Annotated in this window: 18 protein-coding genes; 13 read left to right on the top strand and 5 right to left on the bottom strand. The window is 70.2% G+C overall.

Annotation, left to right across the window (positions count from 1 at the left end):
- The first annotated feature begins 59 nt into the window (after window positions 1-59).
- The 6 genes from OG452_RS01145 (at window position 60) to OG452_RS01120 (ending at window position 6,577) form a co-directional block, all read left to right on the top strand.
- Window positions 60-1,202 (top strand): acyl-CoA dehydrogenase family protein, encoded by a 1,143-nt coding sequence (locus OG452_RS01145; RefSeq protein ID WP_327293691.1) that lies wholly within the window; start codon window positions 60-62, stop codon window positions 1,200-1,202.
- Window positions 1,203-1,204: 2 nt separating this feature from the next.
- Window positions 1,205-2,134, top strand: coding sequence for an acyl-CoA dehydrogenase family protein (locus OG452_RS01140; RefSeq protein WP_327293690.1), 930 nt, complete (start codon window positions 1,205-1,207; stop codon window positions 2,132-2,134).
- Complete coding sequence (locus tag OG452_RS01135) at window positions 2,131-3,078, top strand: acyl-CoA dehydrogenase (RefSeq protein ID WP_327293689.1); 948 nt, start codon at window positions 2,131-2,133, stop codon at window positions 3,076-3,078. The genes OG452_RS01140 and OG452_RS01135 overlap by 4 nt, the downstream gene beginning before the upstream one ends.
- Entirely contained in the window at window positions 3,075-3,908 is an 834-nt protein-coding gene (locus OG452_RS01130) for an enoyl-CoA hydratase/isomerase family protein (protein WP_327293688.1), read from the top strand. Before OG452_RS01135 ends, OG452_RS01130 begins: the two co-directional genes overlap by 4 nt.
- A gap of 1 nt (window position 3,909) precedes the next feature.
- Window positions 3,910-5,034 carry an acyl-CoA dehydrogenase family protein gene (locus OG452_RS01125; protein ID WP_327293687.1) on the top strand — a complete coding sequence of 375 codons (1,125 nt, stop codon included), beginning with the start codon at window positions 3,910-3,912 and terminating at the stop codon, window positions 5,032-5,034.
- Window positions 5,035-5,194: 160 nt separating this feature from the next.
- The gene (locus tag OG452_RS01120; protein WP_327293686.1) at window positions 5,195-6,577 is read left to right on the top strand and encodes an MFS transporter; all 1,383 of its coding nucleotides are present in this window, start codon (window positions 5,195-5,197) and stop codon (window positions 6,575-6,577) included.
- A gap of 79 nt (window positions 6,578-6,656) precedes the next feature.
- Here the strand turns inward: OG452_RS01120 and OG452_RS01115 are convergent, their stop codons facing one another.
- From OG452_RS01115 to OG452_RS01105, 3 genes are all read right to left on the bottom strand, one after another.
- The gene (locus OG452_RS01115; RefSeq protein WP_327293685.1) at window positions 6,657-7,130 is read right to left on the bottom strand and encodes a VOC family protein; all 474 of its coding nucleotides are present in this window, start codon (window positions 7,128-7,130) and stop codon (window positions 6,657-6,659) included.
- A 78-nt stretch (window positions 7,131-7,208) separates the two neighbouring features.
- A complete protein-coding gene (locus OG452_RS01110; protein ID WP_327293684.1) occupies window positions 7,209-8,636 on the bottom strand; it encodes an MFS transporter in 1,428 nt (475 codons plus the stop codon).
- Window positions 8,637-8,913: 277 nt separating this feature from the next.
- Complete coding sequence (locus OG452_RS01105; protein ID WP_327293683.1) at window positions 8,914-9,678, bottom strand: GntR family transcriptional regulator; 765 nt, start codon at window positions 9,676-9,678, stop codon at window positions 8,914-8,916.
- Between the two features lie 335 nt (window positions 9,679-10,013).
- Between OG452_RS01105 and OG452_RS01100 the strand changes: the two genes are divergently transcribed.
- From OG452_RS01100 to OG452_RS01080, 5 genes are all read left to right on the top strand, one after another.
- A complete protein-coding gene (locus OG452_RS01100) occupies window positions 10,014-10,724 on the top strand; it encodes an SGNH/GDSL hydrolase family protein (RefSeq protein ID WP_327293682.1) in 711 nt (236 codons plus the stop codon).
- 122 nt (window positions 10,725-10,846) lie between these two features.
- Complete coding sequence (locus tag OG452_RS01095; protein WP_327293681.1) at window positions 10,847-12,475, top strand: APC family permease; 1,629 nt, start codon at window positions 10,847-10,849, stop codon at window positions 12,473-12,475.
- A gap of 86 nt (window positions 12,476-12,561) precedes the next feature.
- The gene (locus OG452_RS01090; RefSeq protein ID WP_327293680.1) at window positions 12,562-14,841 is read left to right on the top strand and encodes an FUSC family protein; all 2,280 of its coding nucleotides are present in this window, start codon (window positions 12,562-12,564) and stop codon (window positions 14,839-14,841) included.
- Complete coding sequence (locus tag OG452_RS01085) at window positions 14,842-15,048, top strand: hypothetical protein (RefSeq protein ID WP_327293679.1); 207 nt, start codon at window positions 14,842-14,844, stop codon at window positions 15,046-15,048. It begins immediately after the preceding gene.
- A complete protein-coding gene (locus OG452_RS01080; protein ID WP_327293678.1) occupies window positions 15,042-15,401 on the top strand; it encodes a hypothetical protein in 360 nt (119 codons plus the stop codon). Before OG452_RS01085 ends, OG452_RS01080 begins: the two co-directional genes overlap by 7 nt.
- 77 nt (window positions 15,402-15,478) lie before the next feature.
- On the opposite strand, the gene OG452_RS01075 is transcribed toward OG452_RS01080, so the two are convergent.
- Together OG452_RS01075 and OG452_RS01070 are read right to left on the bottom strand one after the other, a co-directional pair.
- Window positions 15,479-16,450, bottom strand: a complete 972-nt coding sequence (locus tag OG452_RS01075; protein WP_327293677.1) for a formylglycine-generating enzyme family protein — start codon at window positions 16,448-16,450, stop codon at window positions 15,479-15,481.
- Window positions 16,447-17,730 (bottom strand): ROK family transcriptional regulator, encoded by a 1,284-nt coding sequence (locus OG452_RS01070; RefSeq protein WP_327293676.1) that lies wholly within the window; start codon window positions 17,728-17,730, stop codon window positions 16,447-16,449. The genes OG452_RS01075 and OG452_RS01070 overlap by 4 nt, the downstream gene beginning before the upstream one ends.
- A 319-nt stretch (window positions 17,731-18,049) precedes the next feature.
- On the opposite strand from OG452_RS01070, the gene OG452_RS01065 reads away from it, so the two are divergent.
- On the top strand, window positions 18,050-18,316 hold the full coding sequence (locus OG452_RS01065; protein ID WP_327293675.1) for a hypothetical protein: 267 nt from the start codon (window positions 18,050-18,052) through the stop codon (window positions 18,314-18,316).
- 113 nt (window positions 18,317-18,429) lie between these two features.
- Window positions 18,430-19,470, top strand: coding sequence for an NAD-dependent epimerase/dehydratase family protein (locus tag OG452_RS01060; protein ID WP_327293674.1), 1,041 nt, complete (start codon window positions 18,430-18,432; stop codon window positions 19,468-19,470).
- The last annotated feature ends 56 nt before the right edge of the window (window positions 19,471-19,526 follow it).

Below are 19,526 nucleotides of genomic sequence, written 5' to 3'. Positions count from 1 at the left end.
TGCGCTCGCTCCTCGAGGTGCGGCGCGGCAGGCGCACGACCGCACACGGGGAGGGATCGATGGAATTCGCTTTGAGTGAAGCGGACACGGCGTTCCGCAGCGACCTCGTCGGCTTTCTTGACCGCGAACTGGCCGACGGATGGAATCGCTCCGAGCATGGTCTCGGCAGCGCGGTGTACACCGACTTCTCAAGAGACTTCGTGCACACACTGGCAGCCAAGGGGTGGCTGACCCCGCACTGGCCGCCGGAGTACGGCGGTGGTGGCCAGGGGGCGTGGCAGCACTTCGTGCTCGGCGAGGAGATGTGGAAGCGGGGTGAGCCCCGCGGCCCGCAGTACATGAATGTGAACTGGGTCGGCCCCTCCGTCATCAAGTACGGCACGGAAGAACAGAAGAAGGAACTCCTGCCGCCGATCACCCGGGGCGAAGTCTTCTGGTGCCAGGGCTTCTCCGAGCCGGAGGCCGGTACAGACCTCGCGGCCCTGCGAACTCGCGCGGACCGCGATGGTGAGGACTACGTCCTCAACGGCCAGAAGATCTGGACATCGTATGCAAATGAGGCCGACTACTGCTTCCTCCTCGCGCGTACCGGTTCGGTGTCCGACGGGCGGAACGGAATCTCCGTCTTCCTGCTGCCGCTGAGAACGCCGGGCGTCGAAGTCAGGCGGATCGACGGGTTCGTCGGAGAACACTCGTTCAACGAGCTGTTTCTCACCGACGTCAGGGTTCCCGGGAACTGCCTGCTCGGCGAGGAGAACAAGGGCTGGGACATCGTCCGCAGGACACTCGCCTACGAGCGGGTCGGCGCCCCCCGTTACGCACGTGCGGCCCTGGTCCTCGACGGTCTCGCCGACTGGTGCCGAGCGGCCGGCCTGCTCACGGATCCGGGCGTACAGGAGCAGTTCGGCAATGCGAGAGCACTCTGCGAGGCTGCTCGTGTCCTGGTCTACCGGGTCATCGACGAGCGGGCCAAGGCGAAGGAGCCCTCGCCGATGGCCTATCAGGCCCGCGCGGCGATGGTGCAGGCCGAGCGTGCGGTGGGCGACCTCGCGCTCGATGTCATGGGAAGCGAAGCCCTGGCCGAGCAGTCGCCCGGCGATGCGCAGTTCCGCAACTCGCTCGGCGCCGGCATCGCCGCAGGGAGTTATGAAGTCCAGCTCAACCTGATCAGCCGCCTGATCCTGAAGCTGCCGAAGGAATAGACGTGGATTTCGAACGATCGGATACACAACGCGCCCTGCTGGACGCACTGGGCACCCTGCTGAACCGGCACGCCGGCCCGCAGCGCTGCCGGGAGCTCACCGAGCGCGGGGCATACGACCACGAGCTTGAGACCGAGCTGCGCGCGGCCGGATTCCTCGACGTGTTCGGCGAAGCCGGCGCGGGGCCGCTGGAAGCCACCCTGGCGGTCGAACAGATCAGTGCTGAGCTGGGCGCGATCACGCCCGTACCGCATCTGCTCGTGCTGCCCGCGCTCGGACTTCCGGCACCCGAGGGGCCGGTCGTCCTGGCCGACCGTGAGGGGCCGGGCCCCGTACGGTACGGCAGCGAGGCCAGGCAGATCCTCGTCGTCGGCGCTGACCGGTGCGGTGTCGCGGAGCTGAGTCCGGACGACGCGGAGCCGGTTCCGTCGGCATACGGCTATCCGCTGGCCCGGGTGGTGGCGCGCCGTCCCGATGACCTCGCCCCGGGGACGTCGCAGACGATGATGAACTGGTGGCGTGTGGGGGCCTGTGCCGAGGCTCTCGGGATGATGCAGAGTGCCTTCGACCTCACCGTCCAGTACGCGAAGGACCGCACGGTGTTCGGGCGTGCCCTCGGTTCGTTCCAGGCGTTGCAGCACCGGCTTTCCGAGGTGAGCGTGCTGCTCGAAGGGGTGCGCTGGCTCACCTATGAGGCGGCGTTCCGGGGCGCCACCGCGGAGTCGTCGGCTGTCGCCGCCTCGCACACGATGGCCACACTGCACCGGCTGACGCGGGAGACACACCAGATCACGGGTGCTGTCGGACTGACCAGGGAACACGATCTGCACCTCTGGACGCTCCGCCTGCAGGCAATCAGAGCCGAGCTCGGCGGTCTGCGCGCGCATCAGCGGGCCGTGGTGACATCGCGTTGGGAAGTCACAGCGGCATGAGCGAACCTGTCACGTTCACCCCGGATCAGGAAGCGCTCGCCGGGTCCGTCCGGAGCTACTGCGCGGCCCGGTGTACCGAAGAAGTCCAGCGTGCGAGTTCAGGTGCGTTTTCCTGGCCCTTCTGGCAGGGGCTGGCCGAACTCGGTGTGCTGTCGTTGACGGTGCCCGGTGAGGAGGGCGGGGCGGGGGAGATTTCCGCCGCAGCCATGGAGTTGGGACGCGCCTTCGCCCCCGGGCCGTTGGCGTCGACCGTCTTCGCGGCACGTACGCTGCCGTCCGCGCTGTCGCACCCTGTCGTCTCCGGCACACGCCTGGTGTCGTGGGGATGCCCACCGCTGATGCCATGGGCGCCCGTCGCCGACGTGTTCATCGAAGCGGACGGCGAGCGGGCCTGGCTCGCGCGTCCTGCCGGTGAGGTGAACTCGCTGGAGACCCTCGGCAACGAGCCATGGGGACGTGTCGCCCTGGAGCGCGTTCTCCCGCTGGAAGGTGTCCGGGAAGGAACAGCCCTCTCCGACATGGCGCTTGCCGGGTACCTGTGGGGCGCGGGGAAGCGCGTACTGGACGCCGCGGTCGAACATGCACGTACCCGGGTCCAGTTCGGCCGTGCCATCGGCACCTTTCAAGCCGTCGCACATCCGATCGTGAACGCCGGCCTCGGACTGGAGGCCGCGGAGAAGCTGATCAAGGTCGCCGCGCGGGCGATCGACCACGGTCACCATCAGGCATCCAGCCTCGCGTCCGCAGCGCGGCTGTCCGCGTCGAGAGCCGCCATGGACGCGGCTTTCATCTCCCACCAGACGCACGGTGCCATGGGCTACTCCGTGGAAGGGCCCATCGGACACATTGCGCAGCGCATCAGGCAACTCTCCATGTTGCCGTCCCATGCGAACCAAACAGGCGAACAGGTATTGGCGATGTATACGGAGAGTGGTCGGGAATGACGCAGGAGCAGGATCGTCGGGCGGACGTCGAAGAGCCGGAAGTGCTCTTCGAGAAGCGTGAACACGTCGCATACATCACGCTCAATCGACCGCACAAGGGAAACTCCCTGACCGGCACGATGATGCCGCAGATGAAGGCCGTATGGAGTGAGGTCCGGGCGGACCCGTGGATCCGTGCGGCCATCATCACCGGCGCCGGCGACCGGCACTTGTGTACAGGTGCGGACGTGAACGTCGTGGCAGGCCGGGGCGGCATGAGCACCGGCACAGGGCCCCTGACCGACGAGGTCTTCTGGTCGCCGCGGCAGAACCGGGTGTGGAAGCCGGTCATCTGCGCCGTCAACGGCCTGGCGGCCGGAGCCGGGCTGCACTTCGTGGTCGACGCCGACATCGTGGTCGCATCGGAGCAGGCGAGTTTCATGGACACCCACGTCAATGTCGGCCTGGTGGGGGCTATGGAGAACATCGGTCTCGCCAAGCGCCTGCCGCTGGGCTCCGCGCTGCGGATGACACTGATGGGCAAGGACTACCGGATGCCCGCGGAGCGCGCGTACCAGCTGGGACTGGTGGACGAACTGGTCGCGCACGGACAACTGATGGACACAGCCGAAGAGATGGCGCGGTCCATCGCCAAGAACTCGCCGGCCGCGGTGTCGCTCTCGCAGCAGGCGATCTGGGGGTCACTGGAAATGGGCTACACCCAGGCGTGCGAGTACGGATGGTCGCTCCTGCGGATGCACTGGGCGCACCCCGATTCGAAGGAAGGCCCCCGGGCCTTCAGCGAGGGGCGCGAACCCAAGTGGACCACCGCGGCCGGCAGGGAAGACTGACATGGACTTCGGATTCACCTCCGAGGAGGAGGCGTTCCGCAGCGAGGTATTCGCGTTCCTGGCTGACTACCAGGGGCTGGACGGCTACTTCCACCGTGGTGAGAACACCGGGGAGGGCGTGCGGAGGGTCTACCGGGCGCTCGGGGAGCGCGGCTGGCTGTCACTGTCCTGGCCCGCGGAGTTCGGTGGCAGGGGGCTGTCACCCGCGTACGAGTTCATCCTGTGGGACGAGATGGCCTATGCACGGGTCGCCCGGCCGCCCATGGGCCCGGGCCTCGTCGCCAAGGCGCTCATGACTCACGGGACGGCTGAGCAGTGCGAACGTCTCCTCCCCGGGCTCCGGCTCGGGCAGATCAACTTCGCGCTCGGCTATTCGGAGCCGGACGCCGGTTCGGATCTGGCGGCGGTGCGGACCCGGGCCACGCTGGTCGGTGACGACTACGAGATCAACGGCGCCAAGTGCTGGACGTCCAATGCGCACTGGGCCGACTACATCTGGCTGCTCTGCCGGACCGGAGCCCCGGACAGCAGGTCGCGCGGGCTCAGTGTCCTGATCGTTCCACTGGACCATCCCGGCGTCTCGGTCTCCCCGATCCCGACTCATGACGGCGGTCGCCTGAACGAGGTCCGGTTCGACGCGGTGCGGGTCCCGGCCGGGAACCGGGTGGGCGGTGAGAACGACGGGTGGCAGGTGGTCGCGTCCGCGCTCGCGGTCGAACGGCATGTCCAGTTCCCGCCGAAGCGGCTGCGAAGAGACCTGCAGGACCTCATCACCTGGGTGGAGAAGTCGGGCCTGAGCCACGATCCCGTCGTACGCCGGCGGCTGGTCGACCTCGCCGTGAAAGTGGCGGAGACCGAGGCGCTGGCGCTGGCGCTGCTCGGCGAGATCATCAGCGGTCAGCCATCGGCGGTTCCGGCGGCGTACCACAAACTGGCCGGTACCCTGCTCGCCCAGGAGATCGCGCGCTCGGCCATGGAGTTCGGGTCGAACGAGGCGCTGATCAAGGACAGCGACGTCGAGTTCATGTGGCGGCAGGCGATCCTGGAAACCGTCGGCGGCGGAACGTCGGAAATGATGCGCGGACTCATCGCACGACAGGCGTTCGGTCTGGAGAGCAAAGGCTGAGCGCCGTCACGCAGTTGCCGGTCACAGGAAACCTGATCCCGGTTTCGCTCCTGTGAGGGCCGTTCTCCCGGAATCACCGGCGAGAACGGGCCCCGCACACCGCGGAAACCACTCATCGTTCACCAACCCGCAACATCCCTCACGCCCAAGGGAGTCGGTCATGCCCGCTGCACCCTCCGCGTCGTCCCCACAGACCCCTGAGAGATCCGGAGGGCCCGTGGGACCACCCACGGCACCGGATCCCGCTCTGCTGCGCAAGGTGGCCCTTTCGAGCCTGCTCGGCACCGTCATCGAGTACTACGACTTCCTGCTCTACGGCACGATGGCCGCCCTGGTCTTCGGCCCGCTGTTCTTCCCCGAGTCGAACTCCACCGTCGGCACGATCGCCGCGTTCGGGACCCTGGCCGCCGGCTATGTCGCGCGGCCCGTCGGCGGTGCTGTCTTCGGGCACTTCGGCGACCGGCTCGGACGCAAGACCGTACTCATCGTGACGATGGTCCTCATGGGCGCGGCGAGCTGCCTGATCGGGTTGCTGCCCACGTACGGGACCATCGGCGTCGCGGCTCCCGTGCTGCTGATCCTGTTCCGCATCGTCCAGGGCATAGCCATCGGCGGTGAATGGGGCGGCGCCACGCTGATGGTCGTCGAGCACGCCGACGCACGGCGCCGCGGCCTGTGGAACGGCGTGATGCAGATGGGGTCACCGATCGGATTCCTCCTGTCCAGCCTCGTGGTCACCGCGATCACACTCCTTCCCGAGGACCGGTTCATGGCGTGGGGCTGGCGCGTCCCGTTCCTGTTCAGCGCGCTGCTGGTCGGCATCGGCCTGTACGTGCGCATCAGCGTTACGGAGAGCCCGCTGTTCCAGCAGGCGGTACGGACCCGGAAAGAGCAGGCCGCGAAGAAGCAACTCCGCATTCCCCTGGCACAGGTGCTGCGCGCGCCGCGTGTCCTGATCCTGGCCTGCGCGGTCGGCATCGGCCCCTTCGCGCTCACGGCCCTGATCGGTACCTTCATGCTCACCTACGCCAAGGCCGTCGGGTACGAGACTTCCGACGTGATGTCCGGCCTCACGGCCACCGCGCTCACCGGTCTTGTGGCTATACCGTGCTTCTCCGCGCTGTCGGACCGCCTTGGACGCCGGGCGGTGTCGCTGGGGGGCGCCGCGGGAATCCTGCTGCTCGCTTTCCCGATCTACGCTCTGATCAACACAGGGTCCGTCCCTCTGCTGATCCTCGGCATGGTGCTCGGGCAGGTGGTGCAGAACGCGATGTACGCACCGTTGGGCCCGCTGCTGTCCGAGATGTTCGGCACCCGGGTGCGCTACACCGGGGCCTCCATGGGCTACCAGCTGGCCGCACTGATCGGCGGCGGCTTCACCCCGCTCTTCGCGAGCAGCCGGCTCTCCGCTTCGGGCAGCATCTCCAGCACGCCCCTCGCCACCCTGGCCATGGTCTGCGGGCTGATCACCGCGCTCGCCATCTGGCGCACCGCCGAAACCCGCGGCCGGGACCTGTCCGTGGACCCGGCCGCCACCGTATAGAAGCAGGGTGCCGGCCTGATCCGAAATAGAAGCAGGATGCTGCCGGCCTGATCCGAACGAAAGGCCCTTAGCGTTCCGGCTACACCCCGTCGGCGGCAGCGCGGATCGCGGCCAGATCCAGCTTCTTCATGCCGAACACGGCCTTCATCGCCCGCTCGCCGCGCGTGGGGTCGGGGTCGTTGAGGAATTCATGCATCTCACTGGGCGCGACCTGCCAGGACACCCCGTACTTGTCCTTGAGCCAGCCGCAGGGTCCTTCCTGGCCGCCCTCGCTCAGCTTGGCCCAGTAGTAGTCGATCTCCTCCTGGTCGGCGCAGTTGACCAGGAGTGAGACGGCCTCGCTGAAGGTGAACTGGGGGCCGCCGTTGATCGCGATGTACTCCTGGCCGTCCAGCACGAACTCGACGGTCAGCACGGTGCCCGCCGGCCGGGGCCCGGCCGGGGTGTAGTACGTGACGTGCTTGATCTCCGAACGGGGGAACACCGACACGTAGAACGCGGCGGCCTCCTCGCTCTCGGTGTCGAACCAGAGGTTCGGGGTGATCCGGGGCATGGGATTCTCCTGGTCGTCGTCGTATCCGCTTCTGCGTCTGTACTGACTGTCACGCGGGCCGGAATTCATCGCAGAGGCTCAGACCCGTACGGAGGATTCCGCCGGCAGCCAGGTGAGGACGAGAGCGCCCGCGGCGAGGACCAGACCGGCCAGCACCAGCATGCTGGTGCTGAGTGAGTCGGTGAAGGCGGTGATCACGGCCCGGTGCAACTCCGGACCTGCGCTCATGCCTTCCGCGCCGGCCACCGTCGTCGGCGCGTCCGGGCCCCGCAGCGCAGCGGGCAGCCTGGCGGTGAAACCCGCGGTGATCAGGGTGCCGGTGAGGGCCACACCGAGTGCGCTGCCCAGTTCGCGGGTCAGACTCTGCAGCCCCGAGCCGAGACCTGCCCGGTCAGGCGGCAGGGCCGACATCAGGGTCTCGGAGAGCAGCGGCGTCGCCAGCCCGCACCCGGCTGCCGTCAGCCCCGCCCCGAGCGCGTACACCGGGTAAGGGGTGTCCGGGCCGACCCGCGAGACGGTGCAGAGGCCGCCCGCCAGGACGAGCAGCCCGAGGCTGATGACGGTGCGTCGGTGCAGACGTCGGCTGAGCACCGTGGCGCAGCGCGGGGCCAGCAGCAGGGCCGCGGCCATGGGCAGCAGACGGACACCGGCCCCGAGGGCGGAGTAGCCCTTGACGTACTGGAGGTACTGGCCGTTGAGATAGAACAGGCCGAACATGCCGAGGAAGACGGACATCATGCCCACGGCGCCCGCCCGCACGGCCGGGCCGGCCAGCAGCCGGGGATCGAGGATCGGGTGCTCCTCGTGCAGTTCGTGGACGGTCCAGAGAGCCAGCAGGACGACTGCGGCGGCGAAGGCGCCCAGGACCTGTGCGCTGCCCCAGCCCTGTTCCGGTCCGGAGACGATGGCGAAGAGCAGTGCCAGGAATCCGAGGGTCAGCAGCAGGGCGCTGACCGGGCCGACCGGCCGGGTGAGACGCGGCGACGTGGGGGCGACCAAGGCGGCCAGCAGCAGGGCCACGAGGGCCAGGGGAGCCGCGTACAGGAACAGCGAGCGCCACGAGCCACTCTGGATCGCCGCGCCACCGCCGACGTTACCGAGCACGGCCGCCAGTCCCGTCATGGATGCCCACAGCGCGATGAGGCGCGACCGCCGGTCGCCGGGAGCGCCGGTGACCATGAGCGCCAGCGTGGTGGGAAGGACGGCGGCGGCCCCCACACCGCTGACCATCCGCCCGGCGATGAGCAAGCCCACATCGGGCGCCGCTGCGGCCAGCACACAGCCCAGAGTGAACAGGACCAGGCCGGTGAGGAGCACGCCCTTGCGGCCCATCCGGTCGGCCACCGCGCCCGCGGGAACGACCAGACACGCGAAGACGGCCACATAGCCGTCGACCACCCAGAGCACCGCCGCCGCTGAGGGGTGCAGCGAGCCGGCCGACAGCGAGGGAATCGCCAGATTGACGGCCGAGACCATGCCCACGACCAGGGTGACGCACAGGCACATGACGATGACGGTCGCGCGCGAACCGGCCGTACGGCGGCCAGTCGTACGGCTGGCCGGAGTCCGGGACTGAGGCCGGACAGACTCTGGAACGGCCGGGCAACGGGGCACAGGACCCTCCTGGTCGGCGGGGGCGGCAAGCACCCGCGGGGCGGATCGGACAGGTGAGAAGAGCAGCCGGAGCGGCGTCCGGAACGGTCTTCGCAAGCAACCGGAACGGTCTTCGAAAGCAAGGAGCGGGGGAGGGCTCCGGCGGGAGGGAGGGAGAGGAGCGTGCGCGTCAGCCGGCGGCCGGCCCGGTGCGGTGCAGATCGGCCCGGAGCGTGAGCCGGTCGCCGCGTACGGAGAGGAACTCCAGGTCCACCGGCCGCCCGTCCGCGAGCCTGCTGAGGCGCTCCACCGCGAACAGCGCGGTCCCTACGGGGGCCGCCAGGATCCGTGCGGTGTGGGGGTCGGCGTTCACGGCCTGGACCGTCACCTCGGCCGCGCCCAGCCGCTGCCCACAGGACTGCTCGATCAGTGCGAACACGTCCTGGTTCTCCAGGTCGAGGTCGAGGAGCGGCAGCCCGATGTCGACCGGCAGATAGGTGAGGTCCAGGGACAGCGGCATACCGTCCAGGCGCCGCAGGCGCTCGAGACGGACCACCGGTTCGCCGTCCGGCACCGACAGGCGCCGGGCGACCTGCGCGGGCGGGACGACCGTGCCACTGGCTCTGACCTCGTTGTCGACCGTGCCGTGCGACTTCAGTGTCTCGGCCAGTCCGGCCAGCCGTTCCAGCGGATGGGAGTGCTTGCGGTTGAGCAGCACCGTCCCCACTCCCCGCCGGCGCTCGACCAGGCCCTCGTCCCGCAGGATCAGCAGGGCCTGGCGGACGGTGTTGCGTGAGACCGCGAAGTCCTTCGACAGCAAGCGCTCGTCCGGCAGGAAACCGGTGGGGTACAGGCCTGCGGCGGCCTGCTGCCGCAGCACCTCTGCGACGTTGCGGGCCCGGTCGGCGCGCCGTGCGGGGGAGGACTCGGAAGAGGGCGACGAGGTGTGTTCCATGGACGCCGCTCCCGTTCTCCTCGCGCGCCGCCACCTGGCGGCACGGCCCGGCAGTGCCGTTCACCACCGGTCTCCCAAGCTACGTCCAGAATATTTCGCCTCTGTTACGCCACCGGCTTTGACCTGCGGTGATGCCTGGACCTGGGGCGATGGGCCGCCCGGTCCGGGATCCGCCACCGGGATCCGCCACCGGCCGGTGTTCCAGGGGCGGTGCCCCCGGACCGCCCCCGGTCTTCCTGGGACGCCCCGGCCCTCGCGCGACTTCGGGTAGTACGTTTCTGTGGACCCGGCCGTCCGGGCCGGCCCGCCGTATTCGCCGCCTTCACGGAGTCCCTGTGCCCCTTCAGCTGCCCAGCCGCGCCACCGTCCTTTTCCAGGGCGACAGCATCACCGACGCGGGCCGGGTGTCCCACCCCACGGCCGGACTCGGCCACGGCTACGCCGGAATGAGCGCCGAGCTGCTGCGGGCTGCCCACCCGGACAGCGATTACACCTTCGTCAACCGTGGCGTCGGCGGAGACCGCATCGCCGATCTGCGCGCCCGCTGGCACGAGGACGGCGTCGCGCTCGCCCCCGACCTGCTGTCCGTCATGATCGGCGTCAACGACACCTGGCGCCGGTACGACCGGGGCGACCTCACCACCATCGAGGCGTACGAGGACGACTACCGCCACATCCTGACGCGGATCAGGGAGAGCAGCGGCGCCCAACTCCTGCTCATCGAACCCTTCCTGGTCCCGGTGCTCCCCGAGCAGTGGGCCTGGCGGGAGGACCTCGACCCGCGGATCCAGGTGGTGCGCAGGCTCGCCGAGGAGTTCGGCGCCGCGCTGCTCGCGGCCGACGGGCTGCTCAACCAGGCCGCCAGGAGCGCGGGCGGCGCCGCCCATGTCGCAGGGGACGGTGTGCACCCCACGCCGTTCGGCCACCGCGTGCTGGCCCGGGCCTGGGTGGAACTGGTCTCGGCCGGACCGGGGAACGGAACCCAGACCGGGCCGGCGGACAGCGCCCTGGACGGGGCGGCCGCCCTCGGCACCCCGGACCACTGACCCCAGCGCCCCCTCTGATCACGCAGCGCGGCAATTTCCGGCTACGGCAACGGTTACGGCTGCAGTAACCCGTGGCACGCTGGGCACCCGTAGATCACGCAGCAGGCGAGGAGACGTGTCACGTGCCGCAGAACCAGCCACCGGAGGCACGTAACGGTCAAGCCGTACTCGCCCAGGAACACCGGCTCCGCAAGGACCTCGGGTTCTGGGGCCTGACGGCGATCGGGTTCTCCAACATCCTCGGCTCCGGCTGGCTGTTCGCCGCCCTGTACGCCGCCCAGACCGCGGGGCCCGCCGCCCTGCTGTCGTGGATCGCCGCGGGCGTGCTCTGCGCCCTGGTCGCGCTGGTGATGGTGGAGCTCGGGGCGACCCGCCCGGAGGGCGGCGGTACCGTGCGCTGGCCGCTGTACGCGAGCGGGCGGCTGGTCGGCACCGTGATCGGCTGGTCCGTCCTGCTGTCGGTCGGCGGTACGGCCGCGGAGATCAGCGCCATCATGCAGTACGCGGCGCACTACCTGCCCGGCCTCTACGAAGGGGGCAGGCTCACCGCGACCGGCCTCGGTGTGGCCGCCGCACTGAGCGTGCTGCTGACCGTGCTCAACTGGTTCGCGGTGCGCGTGTTCGCACGGCTGAACAACCTGGTCTCCCTGCTCAAGGTCGTCATCCCCGTCATCACCGTGATCGCCCTCTTCCTCTCGGGCACCCACTCCGGCCGCCTCACCGACCACGGCGGCTTCGCACCGTACGGCTACGCGGCCTGCCTCACCGCTCTCGCAGGCGGCGGCATCGTCTACTCCGTGAACGGCTTCCAGGCGCCTCTCGACTTCTCCGGTGAGGCCCGCAACCCGCGCAGGACGGTACCCGCCGCGGTCCTTACCGGTATCGCCCTCGCCGTCCTCGTCTACCTCGGGCTCCAGCTGGCGTTCCTCTTCACCGTCCCCGACTCCCTGCTCGGCCACGGCTGGCACGGCGTCAACTTCGATTCGCCCTTCGGTCAGCTCGCCCTGGTACTGAACCTGCACTGGCTCGCGACCCTGCTCTACGCGGACGCGGTGCTCTCGCCGGGCGGCTCGGCGTACGTCGGAGTGGCCATCGACGCCCGGCACACCTACGCGCTGGCCAAGAACGGCCTGCTGCCCCGCTTCTTCATGCGGATCGACCCCCGCTCCGGAACGGCCCGCCGGGCGCTGCTGCTCAATCTCGCCGTCATCATCGTCTTCATGCTGCCGTTCGGCGGCTGGCAGGACATCGTCAGCGTCATGGGCGACATGTATCTGCTCATCTATGCGGCATCCGCGGTCGCCGTCGCGGTGTTCCGGGCGCACGACCGGGAGCGGGGAATGCCGCGGGCGGACGGCCAGGTTCCCGGAGTCCGCTGGATCGCGCCGGTCAGTTTCATGGTGGCCGGCGAGTTCGTCTTCTGGTCGGGCTGGCACAACCTGCGGCTCGCGCTGCCGCTGGTGCTCGCGGGCGTCCCGCTGTTCCTGATGCTGCGGCGCGGCGCCGAAGGCCCCTCCCCGCGCGACGAACTACGGCACGGAGCCTGGCTGGTGTTCTATCTGGCCGCGCTGACCCTGCTGTCCTGGCTCGGCAGTTTCGGCGGATCGGGACGGCTGCCGGCCCCGTACGACTCGGTGGTGGTGGCCGTCGTCTCGCTGGGGGTCTTCGGTTGGGCGGTCCGCTCGGGCGCCGGCCACCTCAGGGCGCACCCGGACGCCGAGCCCGGGCTGCCCGATCCGATCAGCCCCTGACCTGCCCGGATCCCGGAGACGCAGGCCATGCGATGCTGGTGGCGCAACCGGACCAGGGCCGGAGAACAGGGGAGTACGGCAGCGCGATGGCAGCAACACGGCGGACACGGACCGGGACCTGGGACCGCTACGCGGCATCCGACCCGGGATTCCTGCGACTGATGGCGGGGCTGCGGACCGTCGCGGCGATCGGGCTCGCGCTCATCGTGCTCTCGCTGTTCCACACGCCGGTCCCCCTCCTCGTCGCCGGCGCGATGGCGGCCATGGTCTCCACCTTCGCGATCAGGGAGAAGGAGGTGCGCGGCCAGGCCATCACGCTCGGGTTCGGCCTCCCCGTCGCCCTCGCTTCGATGTCCCTGGGGGCGCTGCTCAACACCCGTGTCATCGCGGGCGACACCTTCTTCGTCCTGCTGATCTTCGGCGCCGTCTACTCCCGGCGCTTCGGCGACCGCGGCACCGCGCTCGGTCTTATCGGGTTCCAGGTCTATTTCGTCTCGCTGTTCGTGCACGCCACGGTCGCCACCCTGCCCCCGCTGTACCTGACACTGACCATCGCCTTCGCGAGCAGCGCTGTCGTACGGTTCGCCGTCGTACCGGAGACACCCGAGCGCACCCTGGGCCGGCTGCGGGAGGCGTTCAGGGCCCGGCTCGCCCAGCTGGTGGCCACCCACATAGAGCTGCTCGACGCCGCCCCGGCGCAGCTCGACAAGATCCTCGACGACTTGCGCGGGCGCACCGCACGGCTGCACCAGACGGCGCTGATGATCCAGGGCCAGCTGGAGTCCGGCACCCGTGACCCGGCGACTGCCGCGCTGGTGCAGCGCAGGATCGCGGACGCGGAGATCGCCGCCGAGCGCCTCGGGATGCTGCTGCTCAACGCCCGCAGCGCGGAACGCGCGGACACCCTCACCCTGCATCTGCCGAACGCACCGGCCCCGGCCTCCGCGAGCACCGCACGGTCCGGCGGGGGAGCCGGAGGCATCGACGGGACGGACGAGATCACAGCCCTGCTGCGCCGGGACCTGAACGCGCTGCATCTGGTGGTGACCCGGCTGGCCCCCGACGAGCGCGGCACGGCCCTGGCCCATCTCCGCAACAGGCTGCTGGGCTACCGGGACGAGGAGAATCTGCCGCGTGCCTCGCTCGCCGTACAGGACGTGTTCCGCGGACTCGGTGAGGCCGCGCGCTCCGTGCTCGGGCTGCGGCTCGCGCTGGACGGACCGCAGGACGAGTCCGACGACACTCCGGAAACGACCCGCTCGCGCGAGGAGTTCGAGGCCGAGGACGTGGCCATCGTCCGCGCCGAGGAGACCGATGAGGACCGTACCGGCCTGCAGCGGCGCACCACGAGGACGGCGTTCCAGGTCTCGGTCGGCTCGACGCTGGCCATCGTCGGCGGCGAGTTCCTGTCCAGCCAGCGCTGGTACTGGGCGGTGCTGACCTGCTGGGTCGTCTTCCTCAACACCGCGTCCACCGGCGAGATCCTCGTCAAGGGCTACCGGCGGCTGCTCGGCACGGTCCTCGGCGTCGTCGCCGGGGTCGGTCTCGCGGGGCTCGTCGGCAACCACACCTGGACCGCCTTCGCCCTGGTCCTCCTCTTCATCTTCGGGATGTTCTTCAGCGCGCCCCTGTCGTACGCGCTGATGTCCTTCTTCGTCACGGCGATGCTGGGCCTGCTCTACACACTCCTCAACACCTACAGCTTCTCTGTACTGGTGCTGCGGATCGAGGAGACCGCCCTGGGCGCAGCCTGCGGGATCATCGCGGCCGTGCTGGTGCTCCCTGTGCACACCGACCGACGTACCGACGAGGAGCTCGCTACGGTGCTGGCCCGGCTGCGGGACGTAGCATCTGCCGCCGTGTCCCAGCTCAGTGGCGGCCCCCCGGCCGACCTCCTGGACATGGCGCGCGATCTCGACACCGCCCTGGACGACCTGCGCCGCTCCACCCAGCCGCTGACGCACCCCATCACCCCGCTGCGGGTGCGGCGGCAGACCGCCCGCTATCTGGTGGCGGTGCTGGAGACCTGTGCGTACCACGCGCGTTCGCTCGCCGCGACGGCCGAGCTGGTGCCGTACAGCAAGACCATCGCGGCCGATCCCCGGCTGGAGCGGTCCGGCGTGCGTATCGCCCACAACATCGACGTGATCGTGGCACGGGTGGCGGACGAGAACGCCGGGGGTGAGGTGGAGTCCGGTGCCAGTATCGCCGCCATGCTGGAGAGCAGCTCGTCCGAAGTGCTCCGGTCGGGCACGGTCACCTACCGCGTACTGCGGCACCTGCAGCGCCTCGACGAGGGAGTGGTCGGCCTCGCCCGCACCCTCGACGTACCGGTCGCGGCCCGCGAGGAGCGGAAGGCGGCCTGAGTGGCGGCCCGTGCCGCCCGCGGCAGGGGCGGGATGGGCGTGGTCTGGCGGGCCTGGGACGAGCGGCTGGAGAGGCAGGTCGCGGTCCAGTTCGCACGCCCGGATGACGACCGGACCAGGCAGCAGCTCAAGAAGGAGGCACGCAATGCCGGGCGGCTGCACCACGCGAACATGCGGCGGGCTTCGGCCGGGGTGCGGGCGTGGTGATCCTGGTCGTAGTACAGGTGGCAGCCCTGACACATGGCCCGGAGGTTGGCCGGGTCGCAGTTCTCCGGCATGTGGTCGAGGGTGTCGCCGGTGTCGAGGAAGGCGTGGCACGCCTTCAGCTCTGGGCGCAGGTCGGTCTGGCCGGACTCTTGTCGGAGAAGATCTTGCGGCACCCAGCGACGGTGAGCGCGTCGAATCTGCCGTTCGAGTTTCTGTCCACCGGTCGGCACCCGCGCATACCCGATCTTGATCTCGGTGCGGACGAGCGGCTCGGCGACGAGGAGTTCGGGATGGCCGGCCGGCTCCGGAAGGTCACTCATGACCCGAGAGCGTGTCAGAAAACGGTGGTCTGAGGTCCTTGAATGACCCAGGTTTTTGGACCCGCTTGCGGCTGAAGGAGACGAGGAGGAGGGCGAGGGGCACGCCAAGCTCAGAGCGCGCAGCGGAACCCCCCGTGCCCCGTCGTGCTGTCGGGTGTGTTCGAGGTACGGGCGGCCACTCGGTAGCGATTGCAGTACGAACGGTGGCAGAGGTACGAACCGCCGCGCAGCACCCGGTTCTCACCGGTGGGCGGCCCGGTGGGGTCGGTACGCGTCTCCGGGCGGGCGGCGCTGTGCCAGTCCGGGCTGAAACGGTCGGCGCACCACTCCCAGACATTGCCCGAAGTGTTGTACAGGCCATAGCCGTTGGGGGCGTACGCGGTGGCCGGGACGGTGCCCGTGCGGCCGTCCGCACGGGTGTTGCGCACGGGGAAATCACCCTGCCAGATATTGCAGCGGTCCCTGCCGCGCGGTGTCAGTTCGTCGCCCCACGGGAAGCGCGCCCCGGCCAGGCCGCCGCGGGCGGCCTTTTCCCACTCGGCCTCGGTGGGCAGCCGCTTGCCCGCCCAGCGGGCGTAGGCGTTCGCGTCGTTCCAGGACATATGAACCACCGGGTGGCCCCTGCGGTCCCCGACCGATGAGCCCGGGCCCTCGGGGGCGCGCCAGTACGCGCCGGCCACCGCCCGCCACCAGGGGGCTCCGGGGACGGTGCCCGGCAGCACCGCGTGGCGCGCCTGCGGGGGGACGGAAGAGCCGAACACGTAGGACCAGCCGATGAGTTCGGCCTCGGTGCGGTATCCGGTGGCCTTCACGAAAGCGGCGAACCTGCCGTTGGTGACGCACGCCGCGTCGATGTGGAACGCGCCGACGGTCACCTCCCTGACCGGCCCCTCGCCGTCGGCGGGAAACGCGTCGGTGTCCTCGCCGCCCATCAGGAACGGCCCGCCCGCGACGGGCACCATGCCGCGCAGCACATCGGCGGGGCGGCGGTCGGGTACGGCGAAGTCCGCCGGGGGAGCGGACAGGGATGTCACGCCGGGGGCCGGGGCCGTTCCCCGTGCCGGTCCGCAGCACGCACTCATCGGACGCTCTCCTTGCTGTCTGTGCCGGTCGTCGTGGTCTCTGCTCCGGGCCTGCCGACCTCGTTCCGATCTTCCTCAGCCGCTCCGGGGACCCGCCGGTCGAGCAGTTCGTCCACGTCCTGGCCGGTGGTGCGGAGCAGCAGCGCCACGCCGCCGAGCGCGGCCGCGTCGGCGCCGAGTGCCGAACCGCACACGGTGATGGTGCGGGGAGCGGACGGCAGGGACAGGGCCGCCAGTTGCTCCCGGATCGGGGTCAGTACCAGTGCGTCGAGGGCGGCCGGTTCGCCGTAGACCACGATGCATTCGGGGTCGACATGGGCCGCGAGGGCCGCGAGGACCCGGCCCGCCGTGGTGGCCGCGCCGCGCAGCACGGCGGCCACGTCCGGCTGCCCCTCGGCGGCGAGCGCGATCAGCCCGGCCGCGTCCCCGACCTCCACACCGCGCTCCGCGCAGGCGGCCAGCAGCACCGGAATCCGGATGACGCCCTCCAGACATCCCCGGCCGCCGCAGTGGCAGAGCGGTCCTTCGGGATCGCAGCTGGTGTGGCCGATCTCGCCGGCCGCGCCGTGGGCGCCGTGCACCAGCACACCGTTCACGACGAGCCCGCCGCCGACCCCGTCCGACCACGCGAGGAAGACGGTGTTGTCCTGGCCCCGGGCGGCGCCCCAGGTGACTTCGGCCAGTGCGGCGAGGCGTGAGTTGTTCTCCGTGGCGACGGGAACACCGAAGTGGCTGCCGAGCGCGGCGGCGACGTGTTCGGCGAACGGCGTCTTCCGGTGCGGGTCCCCGGACGCCGGGTTCTGGACGAAACCGGGCAGACCGAGGCCGATTCCTTCGACGGGCGCCAGACTGATCCCCTCCCGCCGTACCAGTTCCCCGACCGCCGCGACGGCCTGCGCGGCCCGCTCTGCGGGACCGCTGCCCACGGGCAGCGGGGCGCTGAACCTGCCGACCACCTCATGGGCGCAGTTGGCGATGACCACATGGATCCGGTTGCGCTGGAGGTCGATCCCGATCAGCTCGGCGCCGCGCGCGTTGAGCGAGATCTCCAGGGCGGGTCTGCCACGTCCGCGGGGCAGTTCGGAGTCCGCCGCAGGCTGCTCCACGACCGCCTTGCGCTCCAGCAGGTCGGAGACGATCGCGAACAGGGTGGTACGGGAGAGACCGGTCCTCACCTTCAGCTCGCCACGGCTGAGACCGCCGGAGCGGCGCAGCTCACCGAGGACGGCGGCTTCATTGACCCTGCGCAGGCGCTGCAAGGCATCGGTCGGTTCCGTCATGGACGCATGGTCCGCCGGTTGATCACTTTCTGTCAACGCGACGGAAGAATTAACACGCGATTTACTCCGGAGGGTTGGCGTAAAAGCCTGGCCTGGGAGATTCCGCGGGTAGAGGACAAGGCGTCATGGCTGGCGGGCCGGCCGTGTGTCCCAGCGTTGGCTGGTCCAGGCTTCGCGGATGAGGCGTCGGATCACGATGGTCGCGGTCGATGCTCCAGCAGCCACGCACCGGCTCCCGGAGGGAGCGAGCGGGGGAGGCCGGTTGCCGTACGCCGCCACACCGGGTCGACTGTCAGTGGTGGCTGAGATGCTGAACCGCATGAACGGACAGACCTGGCGCCGGGTGTACGGCGCGGACCACGACGACCCCGACCCCGGCCCGCGGCCGGGCCGCGAGTACCGGGAACTGGTGGGCGGACCGCTGGACGGCCTGCTGCTCGACGTCACCGGCTGGCCGGGCCCGCGCCTCACGGACGGAGCGGCCCTGGCGACCGAGATCGGCTCCCACGGCCCCGGCGGCCACGCGCGGTACGGCCCGCGCGTCGCCGGGGCGCTGCTCTGGGACTGGCAGGGCGACACCCCTTGACGAGGGGCCCCTGCTCGGGCACCCGTGACTCGAAACCCGCTACCTGGCGTCCCGTGACCCGACGTCCGTCACCCGGCACCTGGAGATGGTGGCCGCCGATAGGATGGGTAGTTATGCATCTTCTTGTTCTCGGCGGTACGTCGTTCGTGGGCCGCGCCATCGTGGAGGAGGCCCTCCGCACCGGGGCCGAAGTGACCCTGTTCGGCCGGGGGAGAACCGGGACGGATCTCTTCCCCGGGGTGACCCGGCGCATCGGCGACCGCGACACGGACGACTACGCTGCGCTGCGCGACGGCCGCTGGGATGCGGTCGTGGACGTCAGCGGATATGTCCCGCGCCATGTCGGCCAGGCCATGGATGCCATCGGGGACCGGGGCGGACGGTACCTGTTCATCTCCAGCCACGCGGTGTACCAGCGCTCGGGGGTGGAGCCCGGCTCGGACGAGGACACGCCGCGCCGCGCACCGGTACGGGACGTGCACAGCACCGAGTTGCTGGACGAGGACACCTACGGCCCCGCCAAGGTGGCCTGCGAGGACGACGTCCTGGCCAGGTACGGCAACCGAGCGACGATCGTGCGCCCCGGAAAGGTCGCAGGACCGCACGACCCGTCGGACACCTTCACCTACTGGGTGCGCCGGGCCGCACGCGGCGGCCGGATCGCTCTGCCCGCCGACCCGGCGCAGCCCGTGCAGGTCATCGACTCCCGCGATCTGGCCGCTCTCGTGATGCGCCTGCTCGCGGACGACCGGCCCGGTGTGTTCCACGCGGTGGGCCCCGCCGAGCCGACCACGCTCGGCGCGCTGATCGAGACCTGCGCGCGGGCCGCCGGTACCAAGGTGGAGATCGTGCCGGTGCCCCCGGAGGCGGGGGCGCGGATGTTCCCCCTGGTACGCCCCAACTGGCCTACGCAGCAGCGCAGTCCTGCCAGAGCGCGGGCGGCCGGTCTGCCCGCGACACCGCTGGAGGTCACCGCGGCGGACGTCCTGGCCTGGGACCGCGAACGCGGCGAACCTCCCATCCATCGCGGCTACCCGGCCCAGGAGGAAGAGGTACTGCTCGCCCGGACAGCCGGTGGAACCACAGACAGCGGGCCCACAGACAGCGGGCCCACAGACAGCGGGTCCTCAGAGGGCGGCACCACAGTCGGCTGAACCTCCGGCACCGGGGCCCGCGCAGAGCGGTGGCGCCGGAAAAGGCGTTGCCCGCG

Source organism: Streptomyces sp. NBC_01197 (assembly GCF_036010505.1).
In the GTDB taxonomy this organism is placed as follows: Bacteria; Actinomycetota; Actinomycetes; order Streptomycetales; family Streptomycetaceae; genus Streptomyces.
This window is presented reverse-complemented; position numbering and strand designations above follow the sequence as displayed.